The organism is Alteromonas sp. RW2A1, assembly GCF_001886475.1.
GTDB lineage: Bacteria > Pseudomonadota > Gammaproteobacteria > Enterobacterales > Alteromonadaceae > Alteromonas > Alteromonas hispanica.
Genome location: NZ_CP018031.1, coordinates 3078626 through 3100170, shown reverse-complemented (window position 1 = coordinate 3100170; position 21545 = coordinate 3078626). Strand labels below are relative to the sequence as shown.

General features: G+C 44.1%; 18 protein-coding genes and 1 CRISPR repeat array. Of the genes, 13 read left to right on the top strand and 5 right to left on the bottom strand.

All coding sequences use genetic code 11. The features are described 5' to 3' along the window. From BM528_RS13820 to cas2e, 11 genes are all read left to right on the top strand, one after another. Complete coding sequence (locus tag BM528_RS13820; RefSeq protein ID WP_071980314.1) at positions 1 to 201, top strand: hypothetical protein; 201 nt, start codon at positions 1 to 3, stop codon at positions 199 to 201. Positions 202 to 673: 472 nt separating this feature from the next. Further along, positions 674 to 2560: a hypothetical protein gene (locus BM528_RS13810; RefSeq protein ID WP_071980312.1), complete on the top strand. Its 1887-nt coding sequence runs from the start codon at positions 674 to 676 to the stop codon at positions 2558 to 2560. A gap of 591 nt (positions 2561 to 3151) precedes the next feature. Next, positions 3152 to 5899 (top strand): CRISPR-associated helicase/endonuclease Cas3, encoded by a 2748-nt coding sequence (locus BM528_RS13805; protein WP_071980311.1) that lies wholly within the window; start codon positions 3152 to 3154, stop codon positions 5897 to 5899. After that, a complete protein-coding gene (gene casA, locus BM528_RS13800) occupies positions 5896 to 7503 on the top strand; it encodes a type I-E CRISPR-associated protein Cse1/CasA (RefSeq protein WP_071980310.1) in 1608 nt (535 codons plus the stop codon). Before BM528_RS13805 ends, casA begins: the two co-directional genes overlap by 4 nt. Further along, the gene (gene casB / locus BM528_RS13795) at positions 7503 to 8072 is read left to right on the top strand and encodes a type I-E CRISPR-associated protein Cse2/CasB (protein ID WP_071980309.1); all 570 of its coding nucleotides are present in this window, start codon (positions 7503 to 7505) and stop codon (positions 8070 to 8072) included. Before casA ends, casB begins: the two co-directional genes overlap by 1 nt. Before the next feature lie 45 nt (positions 8073 to 8117). Beyond that, a complete protein-coding gene (gene cas7e / locus BM528_RS13790) occupies positions 8118 to 9152 on the top strand; it encodes a type I-E CRISPR-associated protein Cas7/Cse4/CasC (protein ID WP_071980308.1) in 1035 nt (344 codons plus the stop codon). Between the two features lie 13 nt (positions 9153 to 9165). Then, the gene (gene cas5e, locus BM528_RS13785) at positions 9166 to 9897 is read left to right on the top strand and encodes a type I-E CRISPR-associated protein Cas5/CasD (protein ID WP_071980307.1); all 732 of its coding nucleotides are present in this window, start codon (positions 9166 to 9168) and stop codon (positions 9895 to 9897) included. Further along, positions 9897 to 10565 carry a type I-E CRISPR-associated protein Cas6/Cse3/CasE gene (gene cas6e / locus BM528_RS13780; protein ID WP_071980306.1) on the top strand — a complete coding sequence of 223 codons (669 nt, stop codon included), beginning with the start codon at positions 9897 to 9899 and terminating at the stop codon, positions 10563 to 10565. The genes cas5e and cas6e overlap by 1 nt, the downstream gene beginning before the upstream one ends. Before the next feature lie 20 nt (positions 10566 to 10585). Continuing rightward, positions 10586 to 11407 carry a KilA-N domain-containing protein gene (locus BM528_RS13775; protein ID WP_071980305.1) on the top strand — a complete coding sequence of 274 codons (822 nt, stop codon included), beginning with the start codon at positions 10586 to 10588 and terminating at the stop codon, positions 11405 to 11407. 2 nt (positions 11408 to 11409) lie between these two features. Further along, positions 11410 to 12330, top strand: a complete 921-nt coding sequence (gene cas1e / locus BM528_RS13770) for a type I-E CRISPR-associated endonuclease Cas1e (RefSeq protein ID WP_071980304.1) — start codon at positions 11410 to 11412, stop codon at positions 12328 to 12330. A gap of 5 nt (positions 12331 to 12335) precedes the next feature. Next, positions 12336 to 12638, top strand: a complete 303-nt coding sequence (gene cas2e / locus BM528_RS13765; RefSeq protein ID WP_071980303.1) for a type I-E CRISPR-associated endoribonuclease Cas2e — start codon at positions 12336 to 12338, stop codon at positions 12636 to 12638. Positions 12639 to 12711: 73 nt separating this feature from the next. After that, positions 12712 to 14144: a CRISPR direct-repeat array (repeat unit 29 nt; unit sequence GTGTTCCCCGTGCCCACGGGGATGAACCG). A gap of 98 nt (positions 14145 to 14242) precedes the next feature. Here the strand turns inward: cas2e and BM528_RS13760 are convergent. The 3 genes from BM528_RS13760 to BM528_RS13755 form a co-directional block, all read right to left on the bottom strand. Next, the gene (locus BM528_RS13760) at positions 14243 to 15754 is read right to left on the bottom strand and encodes a Fic family protein (protein WP_071980302.1); all 1512 of its coding nucleotides are present in this window, start codon (positions 15752 to 15754) and stop codon (positions 14243 to 14245) included. 299 nt (positions 15755 to 16053) lie between these two features. Continuing rightward, entirely contained in the window at positions 16054 to 16188 is a 135-nt protein-coding gene (locus BM528_RS18975; RefSeq protein WP_269529654.1) for a hypothetical protein, read from the bottom strand. 55 nt (positions 16189 to 16243) lie between these two features. Continuing rightward, on the bottom strand, positions 16244 to 16846 hold the full coding sequence (locus BM528_RS13755) for a LysE/ArgO family amino acid transporter (RefSeq protein ID WP_071980301.1): 603 nt from the start codon (positions 16844 to 16846) through the stop codon (positions 16244 to 16246). Between the two features lie 654 nt (positions 16847 to 17500). On the opposite strand from BM528_RS13755, the gene BM528_RS13750 reads away from it, so the two are divergent. Further along, positions 17501 to 17833: a hypothetical protein gene (locus BM528_RS13750; protein WP_071980300.1), complete on the top strand. Its 333-nt coding sequence runs from the start codon at positions 17501 to 17503 to the stop codon at positions 17831 to 17833. Position 17834: 1 nt separating this feature from the next. On the opposite strand, the gene BM528_RS13745 is transcribed toward BM528_RS13750, so the two are convergent. Both BM528_RS13745 and BM528_RS13740 read right to left on the bottom strand, forming a co-directional pair. After that, on the bottom strand, positions 17835 to 18587 hold the full coding sequence (locus tag BM528_RS13745) for a DUF6174 domain-containing protein (protein WP_071980299.1): 753 nt from the start codon (positions 18585 to 18587) through the stop codon (positions 17835 to 17837). A gap of 140 nt (positions 18588 to 18727) precedes the next feature. Continuing rightward, a complete protein-coding gene (locus tag BM528_RS13740) occupies positions 18728 to 19975 on the bottom strand; it encodes a DEAD/DEAH box helicase (RefSeq protein WP_071980298.1) in 1248 nt (415 codons plus the stop codon). Between the two features lie 317 nt (positions 19976 to 20292). Here BM528_RS13740 and BM528_RS13735 point away from each other — a divergent pair, with 317 nt between their 5' ends. Beyond that, positions 20293 to 21477, top strand: a complete 1185-nt coding sequence (locus BM528_RS13735) for a PQQ-dependent sugar dehydrogenase (protein ID WP_071980297.1) — start codon at positions 20293 to 20295, stop codon at positions 21475 to 21477. Positions 21478 to 21545 lie beyond the last annotated feature (68 nt).

Sequence of the window (21545 nt, the reverse complement as noted above, 5' to 3'; positions counted from 1 at the left end):
ATGAAAACAAAGAAAGTAGAACTGTCAGATGAGCTTATCGCTGAAGCGAAAGCTTATTTAGAAACACTGCCAAAAACGCCTGAAGAGGTAATTGAAAATTGGGCAAGATTGGGCAAGCAAGTTGCTGGTGATATGACTGAGCGAGAAGCGATGAATTTCTTGCTAGGAAATGTTGATATTAGTATGCAGGCGAAGAAGTAGATAGTATCTATGGGGGTTGCATTCTGTATTTGCTCGCTACTGAAGATAATTTAAATGGTAGAAGAGGCTGAAGGCGATGCTTGAACAAAACATTTCAGTACCATGAGAGCCAATCGTTCTATGAAGAGCAGGAAACACACACTTCCGGACATTTCTGAGTAGTAAAAAAAAGTCAAAAATACCTATGCTAGCTATTTGCTAGCCCAGAAAATCTAATCTCCGATTAATAAGTGGAGATTCAAATGAAGTTAATATCCATAGGGCACTGCCCAGAGCGAATATTCTTAAAGGCCAAAGAACGACTAGCTGTGCCTTTTACCAAGCATCACTGGAAAAACATCAAGTCATTAAATAAAGTCAAAAGTTGCAAGCTATCGAGAGGCTTTAGATTGTTGTATAGCGGCGGTGGAACTGCCGTGATCTTGAATCATGCTAATTACATAAAGAAAATCAAAAATTATAAGGAAGTAAAATGAAAGTTAGTGAAGGTATTCCAACAGCGACGCTTTTGAAAAGAATGGGTTTTAACAATGAGAAAGCACTAGCTAAATACGTAAACACAGTGCTTACAAGTAAAGAAAACTACAGTAAGTATATTGTTGAAGAAACAGGTGAGCGTAGGGGGCGACCTGAAAAGTTTCTAGTTACGCCTGAAGCCAAGACAATTGTACAGAACATAGCATTACTTCAGCCTTACTCTGGTCTTTTTGGCAGGAGCAAAGACGCTTCGATATTTGCACCAAAAGTTAAGCTTCAATCTAAAAAAAGTGGTGAGCATTTACGTAAGGCGGCTATTAGGATAAAGGAGCGCTTAAGCGATGATATTCTTCGTTCACAACAAACGTTAGAATGTTTGGGCTCTGTAACTTCAGCAATAATTAATAACCTTCCCATTGATATCGAAAAAGACTCTATTGAAGATATGATTCAAAAGGCAGAGCCCATCAGCCTATCTAACTTTTCCAATAGCTATCTGATTGGGCAATGGAATGACATTGTTGAATTGCGTCATAGAATTAGTGGAGGCGAACATAGCAGCCATGTATACCGTCTATTAGGAGAAAAACTATTTTTGATGGGTGATATAGATGGCGCAAAAGATGTATTGCACACTGCATTAGAGGTTGAGCATGATAACGGTGTGGCTAATGCCCTATTAGCGTTGATTTATAATCGAGAATTACTTGAAAACAGAAGGGAGCAGTATCAGCTTTATGCAAGGACTGAACTTTCTGGGACTATTGAAAGCCCTGTAACGAGTGAAGAACACTGGATAAACGATAATTTAGAATATGCTAGCAGCGTGGGTGAGGAGTTAAAAAAAGAGTTTATTCATTATGCCACCTTAGCTTTAGAGCATTGGCCAGAGCATGAGTATCGCCGCGAAGGGCGGAAAAACTTCTTGCTGAATTTATCCCATAGTCATGATTGCAACGTTTCACTATCAAGGTGGGAGCTGTTTATGCAGCTGATCAAGTATATTGGTAAAAACGAATGGGATGAAAATAGAGAGGCACTCAGCCGAATAGTTCCGGCATTCGTAGAGTCTAGTGATTATGGCTTTCATACCAAACTAGGCTCAGATCTTAGCACCGACGAAAAAGTTAGACTTCTCAACGTGGTTTATTTTTATTCGCCAAGCACGGCAAAAAATCATCTAGCACAATTGTCTAAAGCTCTAGACAGTGGGCTACCCCTTGCTCCAGACTCCGATTATGAATATTTTGTAAACATTTTCACCAAAGCCTTATTTATCGAATACTTTGGGGATGATGCTTATGACAGGCTTATCTCACGTTTATTGGATGCTAAACACGAGCATGAACGACTTGCGTTATTTTCCTCCCGTGCATCGCGAAAATTTGAAAAACTAAGATTGTCACTTTCATCGATAGAAAAAATCGGTTATGACATATCGAAGCCACTTAACTTTGATCAGTTTTTTCTGAGTGAATCAGAAGATTTACAGGACGAAGAGGGGATACGTGAATTAGAACGGCAACTTCCAATCATGCTGGAACATGTCAGAGGCTGGAAAGAAATCGCCAATGACGAGTTGTGGTGGAATTTTAAGGGAACATCGTGGGAAAGCTATGAAACGAGAACTCTTATCTTGTCAGCCTGCTTAATTGAATTGGCGTCAGGTGAAAATACTGAGGAAAATTCAGAACGTTTGTATCAAATATTGCAAGAACCTCAAACAAAAAGTTCGCTAACGTCTATACCCGAAAGGTTTCTCGATACTATTTCTTCATTTATAACAAACTCGATGAACGAGAATAAAGAGCTTTTGGCGATTATAAAAACACTGCGGTCTATCACTGAAGAAGCCTACAGTGACCATGACGCATTATTATAGACAGGCATATGTAATAGGTGAGTAGTTTTATTTTCAAAGCAAGAGCGCAGAATGGTTCGTATTGAAATAGCAAAAGTGGTTAGCTTTTTCAGTCGTCGGGCAAATACACTTATTTGAAAGAACCTTCTCTTTGTTTGAAGGAAAAGTTAGCTATACTGAGTTTGAGGTTGTGTATTATCGCAATACATGGGGGGAAGGCGCTACCTACGCCTTTCCCCCACTTAATCTATAGGTGGCTCGTTATTCTCGGAGACGACATGTATACATTAGATGTTTTCAAGCTTGCAAAGCAAGTGAGTGAAGATTCTCTGTCTGGTTCGATGTCAAAAGAGCTTCTACTAAAAGAAAACGTGTTATACGGTAAGCGGTCAAAATAGACCGCTCTTTTATTCTTAAGCTAAGCCCCTAAAATCTAATCATTGATTAATATAGGAGAAAATATCAATGACTAGACGAAGTCTGTGTTGGTTTTTTTTGGCGAAAGATCTGATCACCAAATGCCATGAATGTTCCCTAACTCTTTGACTTTATTTTACTATTCGTGGGGATAGCTCAGACTTAAACAGTATTTTCCGAATATGAAGGAATAGCATGGATAAGGAACTACCTCCCTATTTTAGATATTGGGGTAAAGCTAAAAAAGACAGTGAGCAGTCGGGCGCAGATTATCACCTCTTGCCTTACCATTGCTTGGATGTAGCGGCGGTGTGTTATGAGTGGCTTGACACTGATACCAAGCTTGCTGGTGAATTAAGCGATTATTTGGCAATACCTCGAGATCAATTTACATCCCTGATGAGCTTTTTTATGGCGATGCATGATCTTGGGAAATTTGCTTCTGCCTTTCAGGCTTTGTATTCAAGCGGTTCATCAAAACTCATCTTGCCCAATAGTCGAAAGAGCTACGACGGTTCGCATTATCGCCATGACAGGCTAGGTACCTGGTTTTGGAGAAAACTGCGCAAGCAAATCTGCGAGCGATGCACAGCAGGTTATGGATTAAATAGAAGGCAACAATCATATTTAGCCAAGCCCTTAAATATCATCATGGATTGTATGTTAGGGCACCATGGAGTTCCCGTAGAGCTTGATGAGCCAGGAATTGAGGGCTTCACTGAAAGTCAAAATTTAACTGCATCAGAAGCATTTACGGCAGATTTAATTGTACTATTCCAACCAGAACTTACCGAAATCATATATCAAAATGATACCGAGTGGTTAGCAAAACTAAAACAAGTCAGTTGGCACATTGCAGGCATAGCAGTGCTTTGTGATTGGATAGGATCAGATCAAGCTGACTTTCCCTACGTTTCAGGTGAAATGTCGTTAGATACATATTGGCAACGAACAAGACTTCAGGCCAAAAAAGCACTTGAGAGTAAACAACTCATTCGCTCATTCAACGTTGCGCCTTTCTTTTCAGTTGAGAATAGCTTTGGTTTTAAACCTACCCCATTGCAGAGCTGGGCTGAAAAAGTAGAAATCACAGATGCTCCACAGTTATTCATACTGGAAGACGTGACGGGAGCAGGCAAGACGGAAGCTGCGCTCACATTAATCCACCGGCTCATGCAAAAAGGTGTTGCGAGTGGTTTTTATTTTGGTTTACCCACAATGGCTACGTCTAACGCCATGTATAAACGGGTGACCGAACATTATCTGAGTATGTATGAGTCGGAGGCAGAAAAGCCCAGTATTGTGCTGGCTCATGGTGCCCGGGAGATGAACCCACTTTTCCAGCAAACGGTTATCACTTCAGGTGAAGATAACTCTGAGTACAATGGCGAAGACAAAACCGCTATCGCAGAATGTCACTGCTGGCTTGCTGACTCTCGTAAAAAAGCACTCATGGCACCAGTAGGTGTTGGCACTATTGATCAGGCACTACTGGCGGTGCTACCGAAAAGGCACCAATCCCTCAGGTTATTGGGGCTGCACAACAAGGTGCTGATTTTTGATGAGGTCCATGCGGCAGACGAATACATGTTTGAACTGCTGGAAGCATTACTCAAACTGCATTTCCATCAGGGCGGGTCCGTCATTTTACTCACTGCAACATTACCCTTAAAGCAGCGTAAAAAGCTGGTAGAAATATGGCAAGCGTCAGCAGGAAATGCTGTGAAACCGCCCACAAGAACCGGATTGAACGATTTCCCTCTTGCGACACATGTTACACCCGAATTAGATAATCCAGTGCGAGAAGAAGTTTTGTTCAGTCGGGAAGAAGTGAGTCGAGCGGTAACGGTAACATTTTTGCATGATGAAGCGAATTGTATTGAGCGTATTATCAACGCTACAGAAAGCGGGAACTGCGTTGTATGGGTGCGAAACTCCGTTGATGACGCCTTAGCGGCATACTCAACATTGTCTGCTCGAATGAGTAACCCTGATGATTGTATTTTATTTCATAGCAGGTTCACCCTGGATGATAGAAATACTATTGAAGCAAAGGTATTAAAGGTATTTGGTAAGCACAGTGAGGCGGATACACGCTCCGGGAAAGTACTGGTAGCGACGCAGGTTTTTCAGGAAAGCTTAGATGCAGACTGTGATCTGATGATTTCAGATATTTGCCCGATTGATGATTTGATCCAGCGAACCGGGCGATTACATCGCCACTCCCGAGACATGCAGGGTAAGTTTACACCGGGTGAACCAGATCAGCGGGAGCAACCCGAACTGATCATACATGCACCACAATGGAGTGATAACCCAAATGAAGACTGGGTAAGAAAAGATTTCAGAAATACCAGCTATGTATACCCATCGGCCGGAAGATTATGGCTGGGCATGAGAGAGTTGCTGAAATTAGGCACCATGTGCATGCCCGAGGATGCTAGACAGTTAATCGAAGCGGTATATAGCGATGAAGGGAGAGAGCAAATCCCTGCTAGTTTAATTGCCCAGGAACAAAGGGTTCTGGGTAATGAAAGAGCGAGAGAGAATCAGGCATTTGCCAGAAAGCTCAACTGGGAATTGGGATACCAGATAACGAGCCGTGGGCGCTGGGAAGAAGATGAGGTTGAAATTAATACCCGGCTCAGTGAGCGGGAAGAAGTGCAGATTGTGCTATTACAAGTAGATGCGCAGGAACGGTTAACTTTTTGGTGCGAGCATAAACAGCATGCAATACAGTTAAGTACGCTGAAACTCGCAAAAAATAAGTACGCAGACAATTTAAGCCCAGTGCCGGAAAAATATCAGGAGCAATTGGATAAATTGATCGCGAAATACCCAGTGCTTCAATTTAAACAATGCTGGATACCGGAGAATGATGAGCGGTTTGGTTACTCTCCGGGATCTGGTTTTTATCAAAAAATAATCAAGGAAGAGTTATGAACTTACTTAAAGATCCTTGGCTGATATTTAAGGTGCAACAACCAGACGGAAGTCTTATTGAACAAACGTTGCCGATAACCGCCATTGCAAAACCAGAAGTTATCGACTTTGCGTTACCGAGAGCCGATTTTCAGGGCGCAGCCTATCAGTTTACGATTGGGCTATTGCAAACCTGCTTCGCGCCTGATGATGAGTTCGAATGGAAAGATAACTATCTTGAACCACCAACTGCTGAAGTGCTCAAGCAAGCATTTTCAAAAGCAGAACATGCATTCAATGCCACGGGTGATGGCCCGCTGTTTATGCAGGACTATGACAGTTTGGATGAGGCGAAGCGAAATTCAGTATCGAGTTTACTCATCGAAGCGCCAGGTGGAAATGGCTTAAAGCTGAATACCGATCACTTTGTTAAAAGAGGGATTGGTGAAGTTATGTCTTTGCCTATGGCGGTTTTGGCGCTTTTTACTCTCCAGATAAATGCTCCTGCTGGTGGGCAGGGAAATCGTACCGGACTTCGTGGTGGTGGCCCGCTTACTACCTTGGTAATGCCACAAAATGAAAACTCCCCGCTCTGGCAAAAACTGTGGTTAAACGTTGCGCCTAATGATGAACGTTACTCCGCCCCAGATTTACACTGTGACACTGTGTTCCCATGGTTAGGTAAAACTCGAGTCAGTGCAAAGAAGGGGAGCGAAACTTATCAAAAAGATGTGCACCCGCTACATATGTTCTGGGCGATGCCAAGACGCATAAGACTGATAGTCGAAGATGTTGCTGGCGAATGCAGTCTTACCGGGAAGTCTTGTAGCCAGTTGGTGAAACTCTATAAGACGCAGAATTATGGTGCCAATTATGCGGGATCGTGGTCACACCCCCTTACACCGTATAAGCGTGACTTAAAAAAGCCGGACCAGGAAGATTTGTCTATAAAAGGTCAACCTGGCGGCATTACCTATAAGATCTGGGACGTACTCACACTGACGGGCTCACCCGATGGCGGCAAAACCCAGCAGATGTGTGCAAGTGTAGTTCGTTCTTTTAATCATGTGGTCAACGATGACATTTTAGAGGATGTAACGGCACAAGCCAGACTATGGGTTTTTGGCTACGACATGGACAACATGAAAGCACGTGGTTGGTACTCAGAAACCATGCCGCTTTATCAGGTTCCACCGGCTAAGCAACAAAACATTCTTGACTACATTAAACAACTTCAGACTATCGCTAATGATGCCCTTTGGCATTGTCGCAGCCAGATAAAATCGGCGTGGTTTGATAAACCCGGTGATGCAAAAGGGGATTTTAGTTTTATTGAAACCGCCTTTTGGCAACAAACTCAATCTGCGTTCTTCGCGGCCGTGCAGCAGTTGATGAGTAGTGATTTCCTGTACTTAACCTCAATGGAAGCAAAACAGTGGCTGTCCACTCTTAGGAATGTTGCGTTGTCTTTATTCGATGAATATGCGCTATCTGAACTGGGTTCTGAACGCACCATGGAGAAGCGAATTGGAGCAAGAAAAAACCTGTTAAAAGGGCTGTATTCAAAATCATTCAAAAAATTTGAAACGGAGCACCAAATTGAGCCGAATAAGGAGACCAACTAATGAATAAAGAGCTACTTCAACGCGGGGTATCAACGGCACTTCGCTGGTGGAAATCTATGTATGCGAGCGCGAGTGAATTGAAAAAAGAGGGGATCCAGGCTGCTCCCACTGCATGGAAAGCCGAATTAAAAAGAGCTGAATCTATTGATGCGGTGTTGCTCTCACAAGGATTCAGAGCGCTTTGGTTATCGTTAAGTAGTGACATAACTGAAGGCAGTGACAAGCAAGTTAGCGAAAACATGCTTTGTTGGGCAGCGGTTGCCGGCGCTCTTGTTTTTGTGTCAGACAACCATACCGAAAGCTTTGCTAAATTAGCCGGGAGAAAGGGCGACGGGGATAAACCTGTGGTGAGTGAATTGCGTTTCGCTCAATTGCAACAGGCTCAAGCGCCAGAAGAGTTTTTACGTCGAATTAGGCGAATTTTAAAACAACTAAAAGGCAAAGCATCAGTAACGCAGTTAGCCAAAGATACCTGTTGTTGGTACCAGGAACTAACGTCAAATTACCCCCGAGAAGCTGACAAACGCATTGCGGTACGTTGGGCAATGGATTACTACCAGGCAAATTAAACATATACGCCTAAGCAACTATTTTATGAAAAAAGGATTAATCACATGAGCAAATTTATTCAACTTCACTTACTGACTTCCTACGCACCCTCAAACTTAAACCGTGACGATCTCGGACGCCCTAAAACAGCAAAGATGGGCGGGTTTGATCGCTTACGTGTGAGTTCACAAAGTTTGAAAAGAAACTGGCGCGTTTCCGAGTTATTTGAAGAGGCCATGTCTGGCGAAATCGGCATTCGTACCAAAAAACTAGGAGAAGAAGTATTTAACACCTTGGTAGCTGGTGGTGTAAAAGAGAAGCAGGCTACGTCATGGGCTTCATCTATTGCTGGGGTTTTTGGCAAGGTCAAAAAAGACAAACCATTAGAAATAGAACAGCTTGCTCATATCAGCACAGCTGAAAAAGAAGCTGTTTTGGCATTGGCAGATCTACTTTGCAAAGAGCAACGAGAGCCAACTGTTGATGAATTGAAATTGCTAAAAGCAGATCGTACTTCAGTCGATATTGCCCTATTCGGCAGAATGCTGGCATCCAGTCCAGAATTCAATGTAGAAGCAGCCTGTCAGGTGGCCCACTCAATCAGTGTTCACAAGGTATTGGTGGAAGATGACTATTTTACTGCGGTTGATGACTTAAACGATGGTAAAACAGACACTGGCTCAGCCCATATAGGTGAAGCTAACTTTGCGGCGGCTTTATTCTATAGCTATATCTGCATTAACAAATCTCAACTCATCGAAAATCTTGGCGGTAATGAAGCCTTGGCCGACAGCGCCATAAAAGCCCTTACTGAAGCAGCGGTTAAAGTCTCTCCCAAAGGCAAGCAAAACAGTTTCGCATCACGCGCGTATGCCAGTTATGTCATGGCTGAAGTTGGTGAACAACAACCACGGTCATTGTCAGTAGCATATCTTAGGCCGGTTCACGACGACATGGCTGATGCGGCGATTACTGCAATAGAAAAACAGGCGGCGAATTTTGATGCGGTTTATGGCAAGTGTGCCGACGCACGCTATACCATTAATGCTGTAAAAGGCGAAGGTACACTAATCGAATTATTAGAATTCGTTGCAAAGTAATTGGAGCGTAACAATGAAAGAATATTTAGTCTTTCGGCTCTATGGACCCATGGCGAGTTGGGGCGTGCCAGCAGTTGGGGGAGATAGAGCCACAGCAATCGCGCCCACCCGTTCAGCATTGTTAGGGTTACTTGGTGCTGCAATGGGCATCACCAGAGATAATGAGGCAAAACTCGAAGCGCTGCAGCAAAGTGTTTCGTTTGGCGTGAAACAATGTGTACCCAGCTCTATATTGCGTGATTATCATACTGCCCAAGTGCCTTCAGAAAAAAGAGGGATATCCCATTTAACCCGCAAGAGCGAGCTAAGTGAAGCAAAGCTGAATACGGTATTATCCAGCCGAGATTACCGTTGTGATGGGATTTGGATAGTTGCAGTTTGGTCAAGGGCTAAGTCTCAAGTAACGCTTTCAGCCATAAAACACGCGCTGGAAAAACCGGTATTCCCTCTCTACTTGGGACGTAAATCTTGTCCTCTTGGTTTACCTCTTTCACCCAAGACGTTTGAAACTGAGACGTTGCAGCAAGCTTTAGATACCGATTTCCCCCCTGTTGTTTCAGAACAATCAGACAAATATTGGTTTGGTGCTAACGGTTTCGTAACTTATTTTTGGGAAGGTGCTGCGACGGCATTTGACGATGAACTCACTCAGTCTTATCAGCCCTGGGATGAGCCTGTGCATCGAGGACGATGGCAGTTCAAGCAGCGAACTATACATCAATTAACATTGCGGGAGGCTAAATAATGTTTTTATCAAAAGTCACAATGATATCGAGCCCGCAAACAGCCCAAGAATTAGCAAAGCTTCAGCGCAACGGAGTTTACGCATCACACCAGTTAATCTGGCAGTTGTTTTCAAGTGATACAGAAAGATCTTTTCTGTATAGAGAAGAAATGGGCGCAACGGGCATGCCGGAATTTTATGTTTTATCCAAAACTGAACCGCAAGCAATTTCACCTATCTTTTCGTGTTTAACAAAAGTATTTGAGCCTAAATTAGACAAGGGGCAGAAGCTGTCATTCAAGCTAAGAGTTAACCCTACAGTTTGTGTAAAAGGTGTGGATGGGAAGCAGCGCCGCCATGATGTGATGATGCAGGCGAAGTATAACGTCAAGGACGAACTATCGGATGTAAAATCGCTCAAGATGCATATGGAAAAGGCTGCGATTAGCTGGTTGAACAACGAGAAAAGATTGGATGAATGGGGGATTACTCTAGATTTCCAACCGACCATTGATGGCTATACCCAACACAAGGTTCAGAAAAAACGTCATCAGATACAGTTTTCAAGCGTTGATTATCAGGGCATGTTAACAGTTCAAGACCCACTAAAATTCATTAATCAATACGCCAAGGGATTTGGCAGAGCCAAAGGAATGGGCTGCGGATTAATGATGATTAAACGAGCGTAAAAAACTAAACAGGGACGTTTATGAAACCCAAACTTCAAGTACTTGAACAAACAATTGCTACCATGACCAAAGAGGACGTGGAGTATATTTGTATTACCGATATTGCAAAATATAAAAATTCGACGCGCTCTGATGATCTTATTCGCAATTGGCTAAGAAATCGCAATACCATCGAGTTTTTGGGAATTTGGGAGCAGTTAAATAATGCGGGTTTTAATCCCGTGGAATTCAACGGGTTTAAAAAAGAAGCGGGTTTAAATAGTTTTACACTTACCCCCAAACAATGGATAGAAAAAACCAATGCTATCGGCATTGTTTCGAAAGCCGGGCGCTATGGCGGTACCTTCGCACAAAAAGATATTGCTTTTGAGTTTGCCAGTTGGATTTCTGTTGAGTTTAAACTCTATTTGATTAAAGAGTTCCAACGTTTAAAAGAACAAGAGTTCGAACAACTTGGCTGGGATATTCGACGCAATCTCGCAAAAGTGAATTACTTGATTCATACGGATGCGGTAAAAGAGCAGCTCATTCCGGAAACGCTAAATAACCAACAAATAGCCTGTGTATACGCCACCGAAGCAGATCTGCTAAATGTTGCACTTTTTGGTGTTACGGCTAAGCAATGGCGCGATAAAAACCCTAGCCTAAGTGGCAATATGCGCGATCACGCCAACATTCATCAACTTGTTTGTTTAGCTAATATGGAATCCATGAATGCCCATTTTATTCATCAGGGCATTAAGCAATCAGAGAGAATTGTAAAACTGAACCAATTAGCCATTCAGCAAATGCAGGTCCTGATTGCAGCAAATACTTCCAAAAATCCATTATTAAAGGAGTAAATATGGCATTTATTCCACTTAAACCTATTCCTGTTAAAGATCGCAATTCTATGATTTTCGTTGGAATGGGGCGAATCGACGTCAAAGATGGTGCGTTTGTGGTAATCGATGAGGTCAATGGCGAGCGCATGCATATTCCCGTGGGTTCGGTTGTATGCATAATGCTTGAGCCTGGCACTCGGGTATCTCATGCTGCTGTAAAACTGGCGGCGCAAGTTGGTACTCTGTTAATTTGGGTCGGTGAAGCTGGCGTGAGGCTGTATGCCGCAGGTCAACCCGGTGGCGCACGGTCAGACAAATTGTTGTATCAAGCCAAACTGGCACTTGATGAAAACTTGCGATTGAAAGTGGTTCGTAAAATGTTTGAGCTACGATTTGGAGAACCTGCCCCAGAAAGACGAAGTGTAGATCAACTGCGCGGTATTGAAGGAGCACGCGTGCGTAAAACCTATGAACTGCTTGCGAAGCAGTATGGTGCTGAATGGCGAGGCAGAAAGTACGACCCCAAAGATTGGGGTAAAGGCGATGTTGTTAATCAATGCATTAGCGCAGCCACGTCTTGTTTATATGGCGTAACCGAAGCAGCAATATTAGCGGCAGGGTACGCCCCAGCGATTGGGTTTATTCATTCAGGTAAGCCTTTGTCATTCGTTTATGACATGGCCGATATAGTAAAATTCGAATCCGTAGTACCAGAAGCATTCAAAATAGCCTCGAAACGGCCCCGTAGTCCTGATAGAGAAGTACGCGTTGCATGCCGCAATATTTTTCGGGAAACCAAGCTATTAAACCGCCTGATTCCTTTAATTGAAGACGTCTTGAGTGCTGGAGAGATAACTCCTCCAGAGCCCCCTAGGGATAGTCAACCACCGGCTATACCAGAGCCTAGGAATATCGGAAACGAAGGGCACAGAACGGGATAAGTATTATGACAATGTTAACTGTGGTGACAGAAGCTGTACCCCCTAGATTGAGAGGACGGCTTGCTGTTTGGTTATTAGAAGTTAGAGCTGGTGTATACGTTGGGAATGTTTCAAGGCGGGTTCGCGAAATGATTTGGTTTCAGATAACCGAGTTGGCTGATGAAGGAAATGCAGTAATGGCATGGGCAACCAATAATGAGTCTGGCTTTGAGTTTCAGACTTTTGGTGAAAATAGACGAGAACCTATTGATGTTGATGGACTAAGATTGGTCCGATTTTTACCTATTGATTCTGACCAAAATTCATAACTTTGTTCTTTAAAAAGTTGGTACAATTTTAATTTATATTATTTCTTTTATAGATCAATTGTCTATAGTTAGAGTGTTCCCCGTGCCCACGGGGATGAACCGTACTTCAGCACTACGGCTGCGTATTAATGAGGGTGTTCCCCGTGCCCACGGGGATGAACCGGATCTGCATAACAACACCGCCGGACCACGTTGGTGTTCCCCGTGCCCACGGGGATGAACCGTTTGAGCCGCACCCAGCGCCTACGCCAATAGAGTGTTCCCCGTGCCCACGGGGATGAACCGGCGGTTGCATGAGTGATTTAGATAGGTTATTTGTGTTCCCCGTGCCCACGGGGATGAACCGTGAACATGAGTTTGACATTGTTGACAAAATAAGTGTTCCCCGTGCCCACGGGGATGAACCGGAGTTAGAGAAATGAAACCAATAAACGAGCTAGTGTTCCCCGTGCCCACGGGGATGAACCGCTATAACGCTTTCAGTGATTACAAGCGTTTGAGTGTTCCCCGTGCCCACGGGGATGAACCGTAATTCCATGAATCGGGCATGCATTTCGTTTTGTGTTCCCCGTGCCCACGGGGATGAACCGTGATAGAATAGAAAGCGCGTTGTAAACAGTTTGTGTTCCCCGTGCCCACGGGGATGAACCGGGCGAGTGGGTTATCTGCGATGGTGATTCTTGGTGTTCCCCGTGCCCACGGGGATGAACCGTGTATGTGTTGCCAATGTCGTCGCGCCCGCTAGTGTTCCCCGTGCCCACGGGGATGAACCGGTTGCAACGGCTGATTTTGGTACAGCGCTGCAGTGTTCCCCGTGCCCACGGGGATGAACCGCACTAGATTTGTTCGTCCTGACTCGCTCAGACGTGTTCCCCGTGCCCACGGGGATGAACCGGAGAGTGCGGCGTGAATATAGATAGAAACCCAGTGTTCCCCGTGCCCACGGGGATGAACCGTCTTTATAGCTCATCTAACACTCCACAATGTTGTGTTCCCCGTGCCCACGGGGATGAACCGACGGATGACATTTTGCACTGGCTTGCATTATGGTGTTCCCCGTGCCCACGGGGATGAACCGGTGAAACTGAGTGTTGCGAATGCGGTCATGAAGTGTTCCCCGTGCCCACGGGGATGAACCGAATTACGTAAAACCGCAGACGTTTTGGACAAAGTGTTCCCCGTGCCCACGGGGATGAACCGGACTAATAGCGACACAAACGGCGGAGGCCGGCGTGTTCCCCGTGCCCACGGGGATGAACCGCAACTTAAACAGCCAATTAAATGCGATGACCGGTGTTCCCCGTGCCCACGGGGATGAACCGCCCCCTTTCATAGTGGTCCACGGTGATGCTGGCGTGTTCCCCGTGCCCACGGGGATGAACCGCTGATAAAAGAGAACCCTGGCAAACCTCAGGTGTGTTCCCCGTGCCCACGGGGATGAACCGTCAGTCTTTTCTTCTGAAACGTCCACCTACGAGTGTTCCCCGTGCCCACGGGGATGAACCGGCATGGTGAATCGACCAGGCTTCTTTAGACACTTAATTGTTTTACAATTGTGTGCACTAAGGTCTAAAGATTGTCCACTTTCACTATACTGCGACTGATTAAATCAACGATGCCAAGAATTTTGTAAAAGGCACAATATCTTGTTTGACGCTGGCAGCTTCCAACGCTTTCATATATTCATCTCGCCTCGTAACCGGCACAATTGTCCAAGGGTAGCCACCCGATGCCATCATTAGATTCATGATGAATCTTCCCATTCTACCGTTACCATCAAAATAAGGATGGATGTAGACGAAAATGAAATGCCCCAGTACCACTCTCACGGCTGCATTTTCCTCTTCTGCGAGCAGGTCGAAGAGTGTTGGCATCATATCGCGAACCGCTTCTCTACTTGGTGGAGTATGCATAGATTGACGAATATAGACTGGTCCTGTCCGGTAACCAGCCAAGTCCGACTGCTTAATAATACCAGCAGCCACACTTGGGCCAAATAAAGCCAGATACCAATCGCTGTGTGTCTGTTCCAATACATCGCCAGCGTTTCTACCTTCTAACACCGCTAACACGGCTTTTTTAACTTCCTGAAATGCATTCCAGTAGCCTTTAGCGGCCATAGCATCTAAATGCCTTTTACTCTCGTCTGAACCTTCAGCTTGCCAGCTGCCAGAGCGAACTAGTTCAATCAACTCACGAGTCACCCGATAACCTTCAATGGACAGTGAGTGATAAGCGTCTGTAACGTACTTGTCTTCCACTTCAGCCATGTAGGTTTCGATGTCAATGGTTTGGTGTGGCTGTTCTGGAAAGTGGGCGATAATACTTTCACGCATTTGCGCCCACATTAACCGCATGCGATTAACATAGGGCGAGACATCACGACGACCAAAACTCACCTGCACTTTCTCTACGAAAGGATCTTCTTCTTGCACTTTCAAATCGGCCGCTTGCATGCCCTTTAAGATATTGTCAGCAATCAAATCTCGGCCAATATTTCTAAAAGCCCCCACTAATCGGCCGGCAATCACACTGTGATTACCTGCGAGTAAAACGGACAATACGTCGGATGCATCTGTCACCATCGATAAGGCAGTACGCATTTGGATGGGCGCATTTTGAAACTGGTTCGCCGAAGAGTAAACAAGTGCAGCCGCTAAGCTATAGACATTTAGCCCTTCCAAGTTTTCAATGTATTCTGCGGCAGGCATGTTCAATCGAACATCAAAAACCGAGGTGTTGTGCAAAAAGGCGGTGGGTTTATTATTGCCTTTAGGCGAGCGCACGAGTAATTGCTGAGGCACGGTTCTATCGCCGATATGCAGGCTAATTGATTGTTCAGGTGATAGACACCAGACATTGTCGAATCGCTGTGACAAATAAGCGCCGCAAAAGCCCCAGAAAGAAGTATACCAAGATGTACTGTCACCCGGCTTTTCATCTGGCATCGCCGGTATGTACCAGCCCCGGATGACTTCGCGAATAAACCCATGCTTCAACAGCCGCTCTCGATGCACTCTGCTGAGTTGCTTAGACTGGATGGCAACAGTCCCTGACTCTTGAAGTAATTGTAATTGCTCAAGCGAATCTGCTAGCTTTTGTGATGAAACATTCATATTCGCTCCCACTATTATTCGTGCTACTGACCAGTTATTAATCTTTATTTATAGATTTTGTTGTTATATCATTTATAGGTTTTAATGTCTTTTAGTTTATAGGTTTTAATGATTTATCGTTTTTAGGCTTTAACCCTTATTTTTCTGTCATCGAATTCGATGATTTTAAAAAAGAAGCTGGTTTAAATAGTTTTACGTTTACGGTCGAGTTTAAACTCTACCTCATTAAAGGGTTTCAGTGATTGAAAGAGTAAAATTTCCAATAACGGGGCGTAGCGGTTGCCTACATCTAGCTCAAGCTATAGTTGCGACATAAAGCCAGCATCTGCGCCACTGTGACCAAAGCCCAGAATCTCCCCGTTGTCATCCTTGTTGAGAGAAAAGCCGATGCCAACATTAGGTGCTTCATCGGTTGGCATATTATTGGTTAACATTTCCTGCGCGGAACTAAACAAGACAGGCATGTTAAGCAGCAGACTTTTGGTTAACCTACACGAGCAAACTCACCCCAAGCGCGGCCATAACAAACCCTATTATAAATTCGAGTACCTTCCACGCTTTTGGTTTTTTGAAAACAGGAATTAATAATTTCGCGCCGTATCCGAGTGAAAAGAAAAAAACAAACGAGCCGAAAATTGCGCCCAAACCAAATGCAACTTGCTGCCCTTCATATTGAGTGGATATTGAGCCTAGTAAAATGATGGTGTCTAGGTACACGTGAGGATTAAGCCATGTAAAAGCAAGGCATGTTAGTGTGGCCGCTAAAAGACTTCCTACTTCTTTTCCCTGTGCCTGCAAAGCGTGGTCTGTCGTTAAAGCCGATTTAAAACTAAGTGCGCTGTAAAAAAACAAAAATGCTGCGCCTAAATAACGCGCCAGTTGTTCGATAAATGGATACTTCTGCACTACCACCCCAAAACCTGCCACACCAAGAGTGATCAAAATAGCGTCTGATAAAGCACAAATTAAACAAACAAGAAAGACATGCTGTTGCTTTAAACCTTGTTTGAGTACAAACGCATTTTGCGCACCAATGGCAAGTATCAGAGAAATACCAAGTGAAAAACCTGCTAGAAACACCGAGAAGCTCATTTATTCTTCCATTCTTTACTTTTCTTTTTGTATCAAACACGACGCCACATCTACTGGTAACATCGGCTGGTGGTTTTTTGGAAGGATTACAGTAACCCTATTGATAAATTGCATGCTCCATTTGAACAATGCATTAGATGGTCTGTTTTTCCAAGCATGCCTTTACAATTCCGAGCTCATTTAGCTTCCGCGGTTAGGCGATAGTCTAATTTATCGCGCCCTAGCATTTTTTCAGGAACGAATTGTGGTTAAGTGTATTAGACAACTCGAGCGGCCAGTCATGTAGTTGAGACCACGTAGGTTTCATTGAAATATCACTAATCCGTTTTCGTAAGCCCACTGTGGGATTTTAGCACCTTGCTACCGTCGTTCTGCTCAATAAGGTAGGCAGGAGCTGTTTCGCTTGCTTCTCGCTTTGCCTACGATTAGTTCATAAATTGGGGGATATGAGTGTGTTTACACTACAAAAAGTGGTGCAAAAGGTGGTGCAAAAGAGAGTGCAAGAGGCGGTATAAAAGCTGTAAGAGGCACTAGGAGTTGGCGTGTTTAAAATGGTAAAGCTATGCATGCATAAGTAAGCGAAGAGTATATTCTATACTGGCAATGTAAGTACAATTTACCCATACTGAAATCTTTAATCGCTGCTAGGCTCAAATGGAAACTAAACTCCCGATTTACAAAAAGCTGCTGGTAATGTTTCGCATTGAGCCAGGCTGTTTGGGGCCGCAAGGCGCAGACTACGTGGAAGAGTTTTGTATCTTTGCGAAACAAAAGCTAAAAAATCACCACGGCCACTGTTTACGCTGGTCTATCAAACCTCGTTACGACAAGTCGTTACCAGAGTTAGAATTTCAGATAAAAAACAGCGTAGTGTCTCGAGAAAATGCTGCAAAATATATGGACCGCTTTGACATCGATATTGATACTTTTGAAGAAGGGCTAGAAGAATCTCTAGCCGATTTTATCGATGCGTTTTTTGAGCGTTGACTTATTCTGAAATTAATTCCACCTCAAGCTCTCGTGGTAGAACATGGCATAAGTCTTTGCCAATGCCATAGTCGTCTACCTGAAATGTTTGATAACCGTCTTTTTCAACAGTGATTGAATAAAAACCAGGGCGTTCATCTAACATGGTTATTAATTCGTTTCTGTCACACGCTCCAGTCGCTGTTTCAGTGAAATTTTCATCGGTTGCAGTAACAGTGGTGTCGCATGCAATTGGCGCTTCTGTAGACGCATCGGTGATAGATACTATTAAACCACTCTCTATGGATGTCGTGCAGGCAATGTCGTCAGCTGAAACCACGTTACTTACTGTAATTGTGTATTCATCATCTGCGGTCTGAGCGTTACCGTCTACCTGTATAAATGTGGGGTGACCGAGCTCAGGGTGGTATTCAACATTAAGCGATTCGGCGCGGCTTTCTTCTAAGGCGATGCGTTCGAATAAGCCATCAATGGTCTCTGAAGTAAACGTATCTTGCGGTAGGGCGATATTGCTCTCTATGATGGTTTGCGATTCCACTTGGTCTGCGTTCACAACCACCAAGCGGGGACGAGTTGCGTCGTCTAAACAAAAACACGAAATACTGTATTCAAATTGATAGTTGTCGATATTCGCGCTTTCCCATTTTGCGCGGTTTGCATTTAGGTCTTCCAGTATGTTGTTTGAATCGCTGTTACAGGCAAAGAGCAAAACCGTAGTGACGAGAGTAGTGCCATAGCGGGTAATATTATTCATAGCTATCCCTAGTGCTGAATGGTGATTAGCTTGTAGTATTGCTAACAGAGGTGAAACGTTCAACAACTTCCGATGTATTTTTTTTTGGTAAGAATTTGCAGCAACTTACCTTACGTTTGCCACTTATTTGTATTTACTACTTATCTGCGTTTTCTGCGTCCTTTCGATTTTCCCTTGCCTTTGGGCTTGTCGAAGGCTTCAAAATTACCGTAAAGGTCGTCTGTTTTTTGGTCTTTTTTAATCTCTGGTGGTTTAGGTTTGGGTGTAAATTCCGAGATAAATGTCTTTTTAAACTGACGGCCAAGCATGCGCTCAATGGCTCTTAACTGCTTGGCCTCGTCGTCGCTATAGAGTGATATAGCCAGCCCTGAAGACGATGCTCTGCCCGTACGCCCAATTCTGTGAATGTAGTCTTCAGGTACATACGGTAAATCTATATTTATAACGCAAGGCAACTGTTGAATATCAATGCCCCGTGCGGCAAGGTCAGTTCCAATCAATACTTTCAGGCTGCCATTTCTAAAGCCATCTAACGCAAGCGTTCGTGCTTGTTGTGTTCTGTTAGCATGAATAGATTCAGCTGCAATACCTAAAGCCTCTAGCTCGTTTCTTAATTCGTCAGCACCGCGCTTAGTACGCGTAAATACCAGTATTTGAGACCAATCATTGTTGTTTAAAAGGTGTATAAGAAGCTCATGCTTTCGTTCTTTATCCACTGGGTGCAGCACTTGAGTGATATTCTCAATGTGATCACGTGCCGTGGTCAACTCAATGGTAATAGGGGTCTTCACCATAGTGGCCGCGAGTGCTTTTATTTCCTTTGAAAAGGTTGCAGAAAATAGCAAAGTTTGACGCTTTTTGGGCAGCAGGTTTTGTATGCTGTGAATATGGTCGATAAACCCTAAATCTAACATTCTGTCAGCTTCGTCGAGTACTAAAATTTCGACATGATCGAAGTTAATTGCACCTTGCTGGTACAAATCTACTAAACGCCCTGGTGTGGCGATAAGAATGTCTACACCTTGCTCAAGCTCGTATTTCTGTGGCTCTATACGCACCCCTCCAAATACTGCCGTAGAGCGAATATTCATATTTCGACCATAGGTAGCAACATTAGCTGCAACTTGTGCTGCCAACTCTCGCGTTGGCGCTATGATTAAAGCTTTAACACAATGTGCGTCTGCACGTTGCATATCTACTAAACGCTGCAGTATTGGCAGAGAAAAACTAGCGGTTTTTCCGGTTCCTGTTTGCGCTATGGCGATTAGATCTCTTTGACTTAAAACCACAGGAATAGCCTTGCTTTGAATGGACGAGGGTTCAACATAGCCCTTATCAGTAATGGTATTTAAAAGTTCAGTACACAAGCCTAGGTCGCTAAATGGCATAAAAGGGGTTCACACAAAACAAGAAAGTTATCGCTATTGTACGTGGAGTAGCGGTCAATGTAAGAAAGTTCTTTGTCTCCGTTTATCGGCTTAACCTTGCAACGTTGGTTTTTAACACAAGGAGGTAATAACTTTAGGAAGTACAAGGAAATGATAATGACAACAAAGCCTATTTGAACTTACTGAATTATGGTGCGTATTAATGGCAGTTAATAATCAATTGCGATGCGTATTGTGATAAGAAAGGTCATTGCGATGTGACGACTCATTGCGATGTGACAAGTATTACGCGAGCGTATACAGAGTAGGGAAATTACATGCTTATAAAATTGAAGCCTCAAAAACGCATTAAACAAAAAGTAGCACTTTTAGCAACGCTGCTGGCTACATCATTTGCCGCCTTGGCGCAGTCAACTGAACAAGTTGAAATCAGCGGCAGCGAAGGTAAAGCACTTGTGGGTGAGGTGCTTTCGTCATTCGATAATCCTTGGGCAATGACGTTTTTGCCAGACGGTCACAGCTTGGTAACAGAAAAGCCAGGTACAATGTGGCTGCTGGATAAAAATCAGCAAAAACGCTTTTCTGTCAGTAATGTTCCAAGCGTAACTGCGCGAGGGCAGGGCGGTCTTGGCGACGTTATTATTCATCCTGAATTCGCTACTAACAGCACAATCTATGTCTCTTACGTAGAGCGCGACCCTAAAGATGACAAATTCAGTGGTGCCGTTATAGAGCGCGCCACGCTCACTATTACTGATAAAGGCGCTAGCCTATCGAACAGAGAGCTTATTTGGCGCCAATCTCCTAAAGTTACTGGCAACGGACACTACTCCCATCGTATGGCAATCTCGCCCGATGGGTACTTATTCATTAGCTCTGGGGAAAGACAAAAATTTACTCCTGCCCAAAATATGGCTATGAACCTAGGTAAAATCGTACGTTTAAATGACGACGGTAGTGTGCCAGAGGATAATCCTTTTTATGGTAACGGCAGTGTTACAGAGCAAATCTGGACGTTAGGGCATCGCAACCCGCTGGGTATAGACTTTGATGCAGAGGGGAACTTGTGGGCGCACGAGATGGGGCCTCGCCATGGCGATGAATTGAACATTATTGAAAGAGGGCGTAACTACGGCTATCCCACCGTATCTCAGGGCGATCATTACTCTGGTGTAAAAATACCTAATCACGAAGACATTCCCATCTTTAAGTCGCCTGAAAAAGCCTGGGTGCCTGCCATAAGCCCTGCCGGCTTTATTATTTATAAAGGTGATAAATTTGGCGACTGGACGGGAAATGGCTTCATTGGCGGGTTGTCGTCTAAAGCGTTAGTCCGTGTTGCCATCGACAAAGATGAAGAGGGTAAATGGAACGTTGAGGAAGCCGAAAGATATGAATGGGGAAAGCGTGTACGCGAAGTAGAGCAGGACAATATGGGCAATATTTATGTGCTTGAAGATAAAGAGGGCGGTCGCTTAATTAAGCTACAGCACAGCAATTAGCCTGTATTTATTGTTTCGATAGTCATTTTATTTCCAAGGTTTTTTGTAGAATATTCGGCTGCTTTTAG

What these genes read in the sequence shown, in the direction of transcription:
- BM528_RS13740 (WP_071980298.1), bottom strand. Translation starts at nt 19,975, where the DNA reads ATGCCATTTAGCGACCTAGGCTTGTGTACTGAACTTTTAAATACCATT.
- BM528_RS13820 (WP_071980314.1), top strand. Translation starts at nt 1, where the DNA reads ATGAAAACAAAGAAAGTAGAACTGTCAGATGAGCTTATCGCTGAAGCG.
- casA (WP_071980310.1), top strand. Translation starts at nt 5,896, where the DNA reads ATGAACTTACTTAAAGATCCTTGGCTGATATTTAAGGTGCAACAACCA.
- BM528_RS13755 (WP_071980301.1), bottom strand. Translation starts at nt 16,846, where the DNA reads ATGAGCTTCTCGGTGTTTCTAGCAGGTTTTTCACTTGGTATTTCTCTG.
- BM528_RS13745 (WP_071980299.1), bottom strand. Translation starts at nt 18,587, where the DNA reads ATGAATAATATTACCCGCTATGGCACTACTCTCGTCACTACGGTTTTG.
- cas5e (WP_071980307.1), top strand. Translation starts at nt 9,166, where the DNA reads ATGAAAGAATATTTAGTCTTTCGGCTCTATGGACCCATGGCGAGTTGG.
- cas7e (WP_071980308.1), top strand. Translation starts at nt 8,118, where the DNA reads ATGAGCAAATTTATTCAACTTCACTTACTGACTTCCTACGCACCCTCA.
- BM528_RS13750 (WP_071980300.1), top strand. Translation starts at nt 17,501, where the DNA reads ATGGAAACTAAACTCCCGATTTACAAAAAGCTGCTGGTAATGTTTCGC.
- casB (WP_071980309.1), top strand. Translation starts at nt 7,503, where the DNA reads ATGAATAAAGAGCTACTTCAACGCGGGGTATCAACGGCACTTCGCTGG.
- BM528_RS13735 (WP_071980297.1), top strand. Translation starts at nt 20,293, where the DNA reads ATGCTTATAAAATTGAAGCCTCAAAAACGCATTAAACAAAAAGTAGCA.
- cas6e (WP_071980306.1), top strand. Translation starts at nt 9,897, where the DNA reads ATGTTTTTATCAAAAGTCACAATGATATCGAGCCCGCAAACAGCCCAA.
- BM528_RS13810 (WP_071980312.1), top strand. Translation starts at nt 674, where the DNA reads ATGAAAGTTAGTGAAGGTATTCCAACAGCGACGCTTTTGAAAAGAATG.
- BM528_RS13775 (WP_071980305.1), top strand. Translation starts at nt 10,586, where the DNA reads ATGAAACCCAAACTTCAAGTACTTGAACAAACAATTGCTACCATGACC.
- BM528_RS18975 (WP_269529654.1), bottom strand. Translation starts at nt 16,188, where the DNA reads ATGTTAACCAATAATATGCCAACCGATGAAGCACCTAATGTTGGCATC.
- BM528_RS13805 (WP_071980311.1), top strand. Translation starts at nt 3,152, where the DNA reads ATGGATAAGGAACTACCTCCCTATTTTAGATATTGGGGTAAAGCTAAA.
- cas2e (WP_071980303.1), top strand. Translation starts at nt 12,336, where the DNA reads ATGACAATGTTAACTGTGGTGACAGAAGCTGTACCCCCTAGATTGAGA.
- cas1e (WP_071980304.1), top strand. Translation starts at nt 11,410, where the DNA reads ATGGCATTTATTCCACTTAAACCTATTCCTGTTAAAGATCGCAATTCT.
- BM528_RS13760 (WP_071980302.1), bottom strand. Translation starts at nt 15,754, where the DNA reads ATGAATGTTTCATCACAAAAGCTAGCAGATTCGCTTGAGCAATTACAA.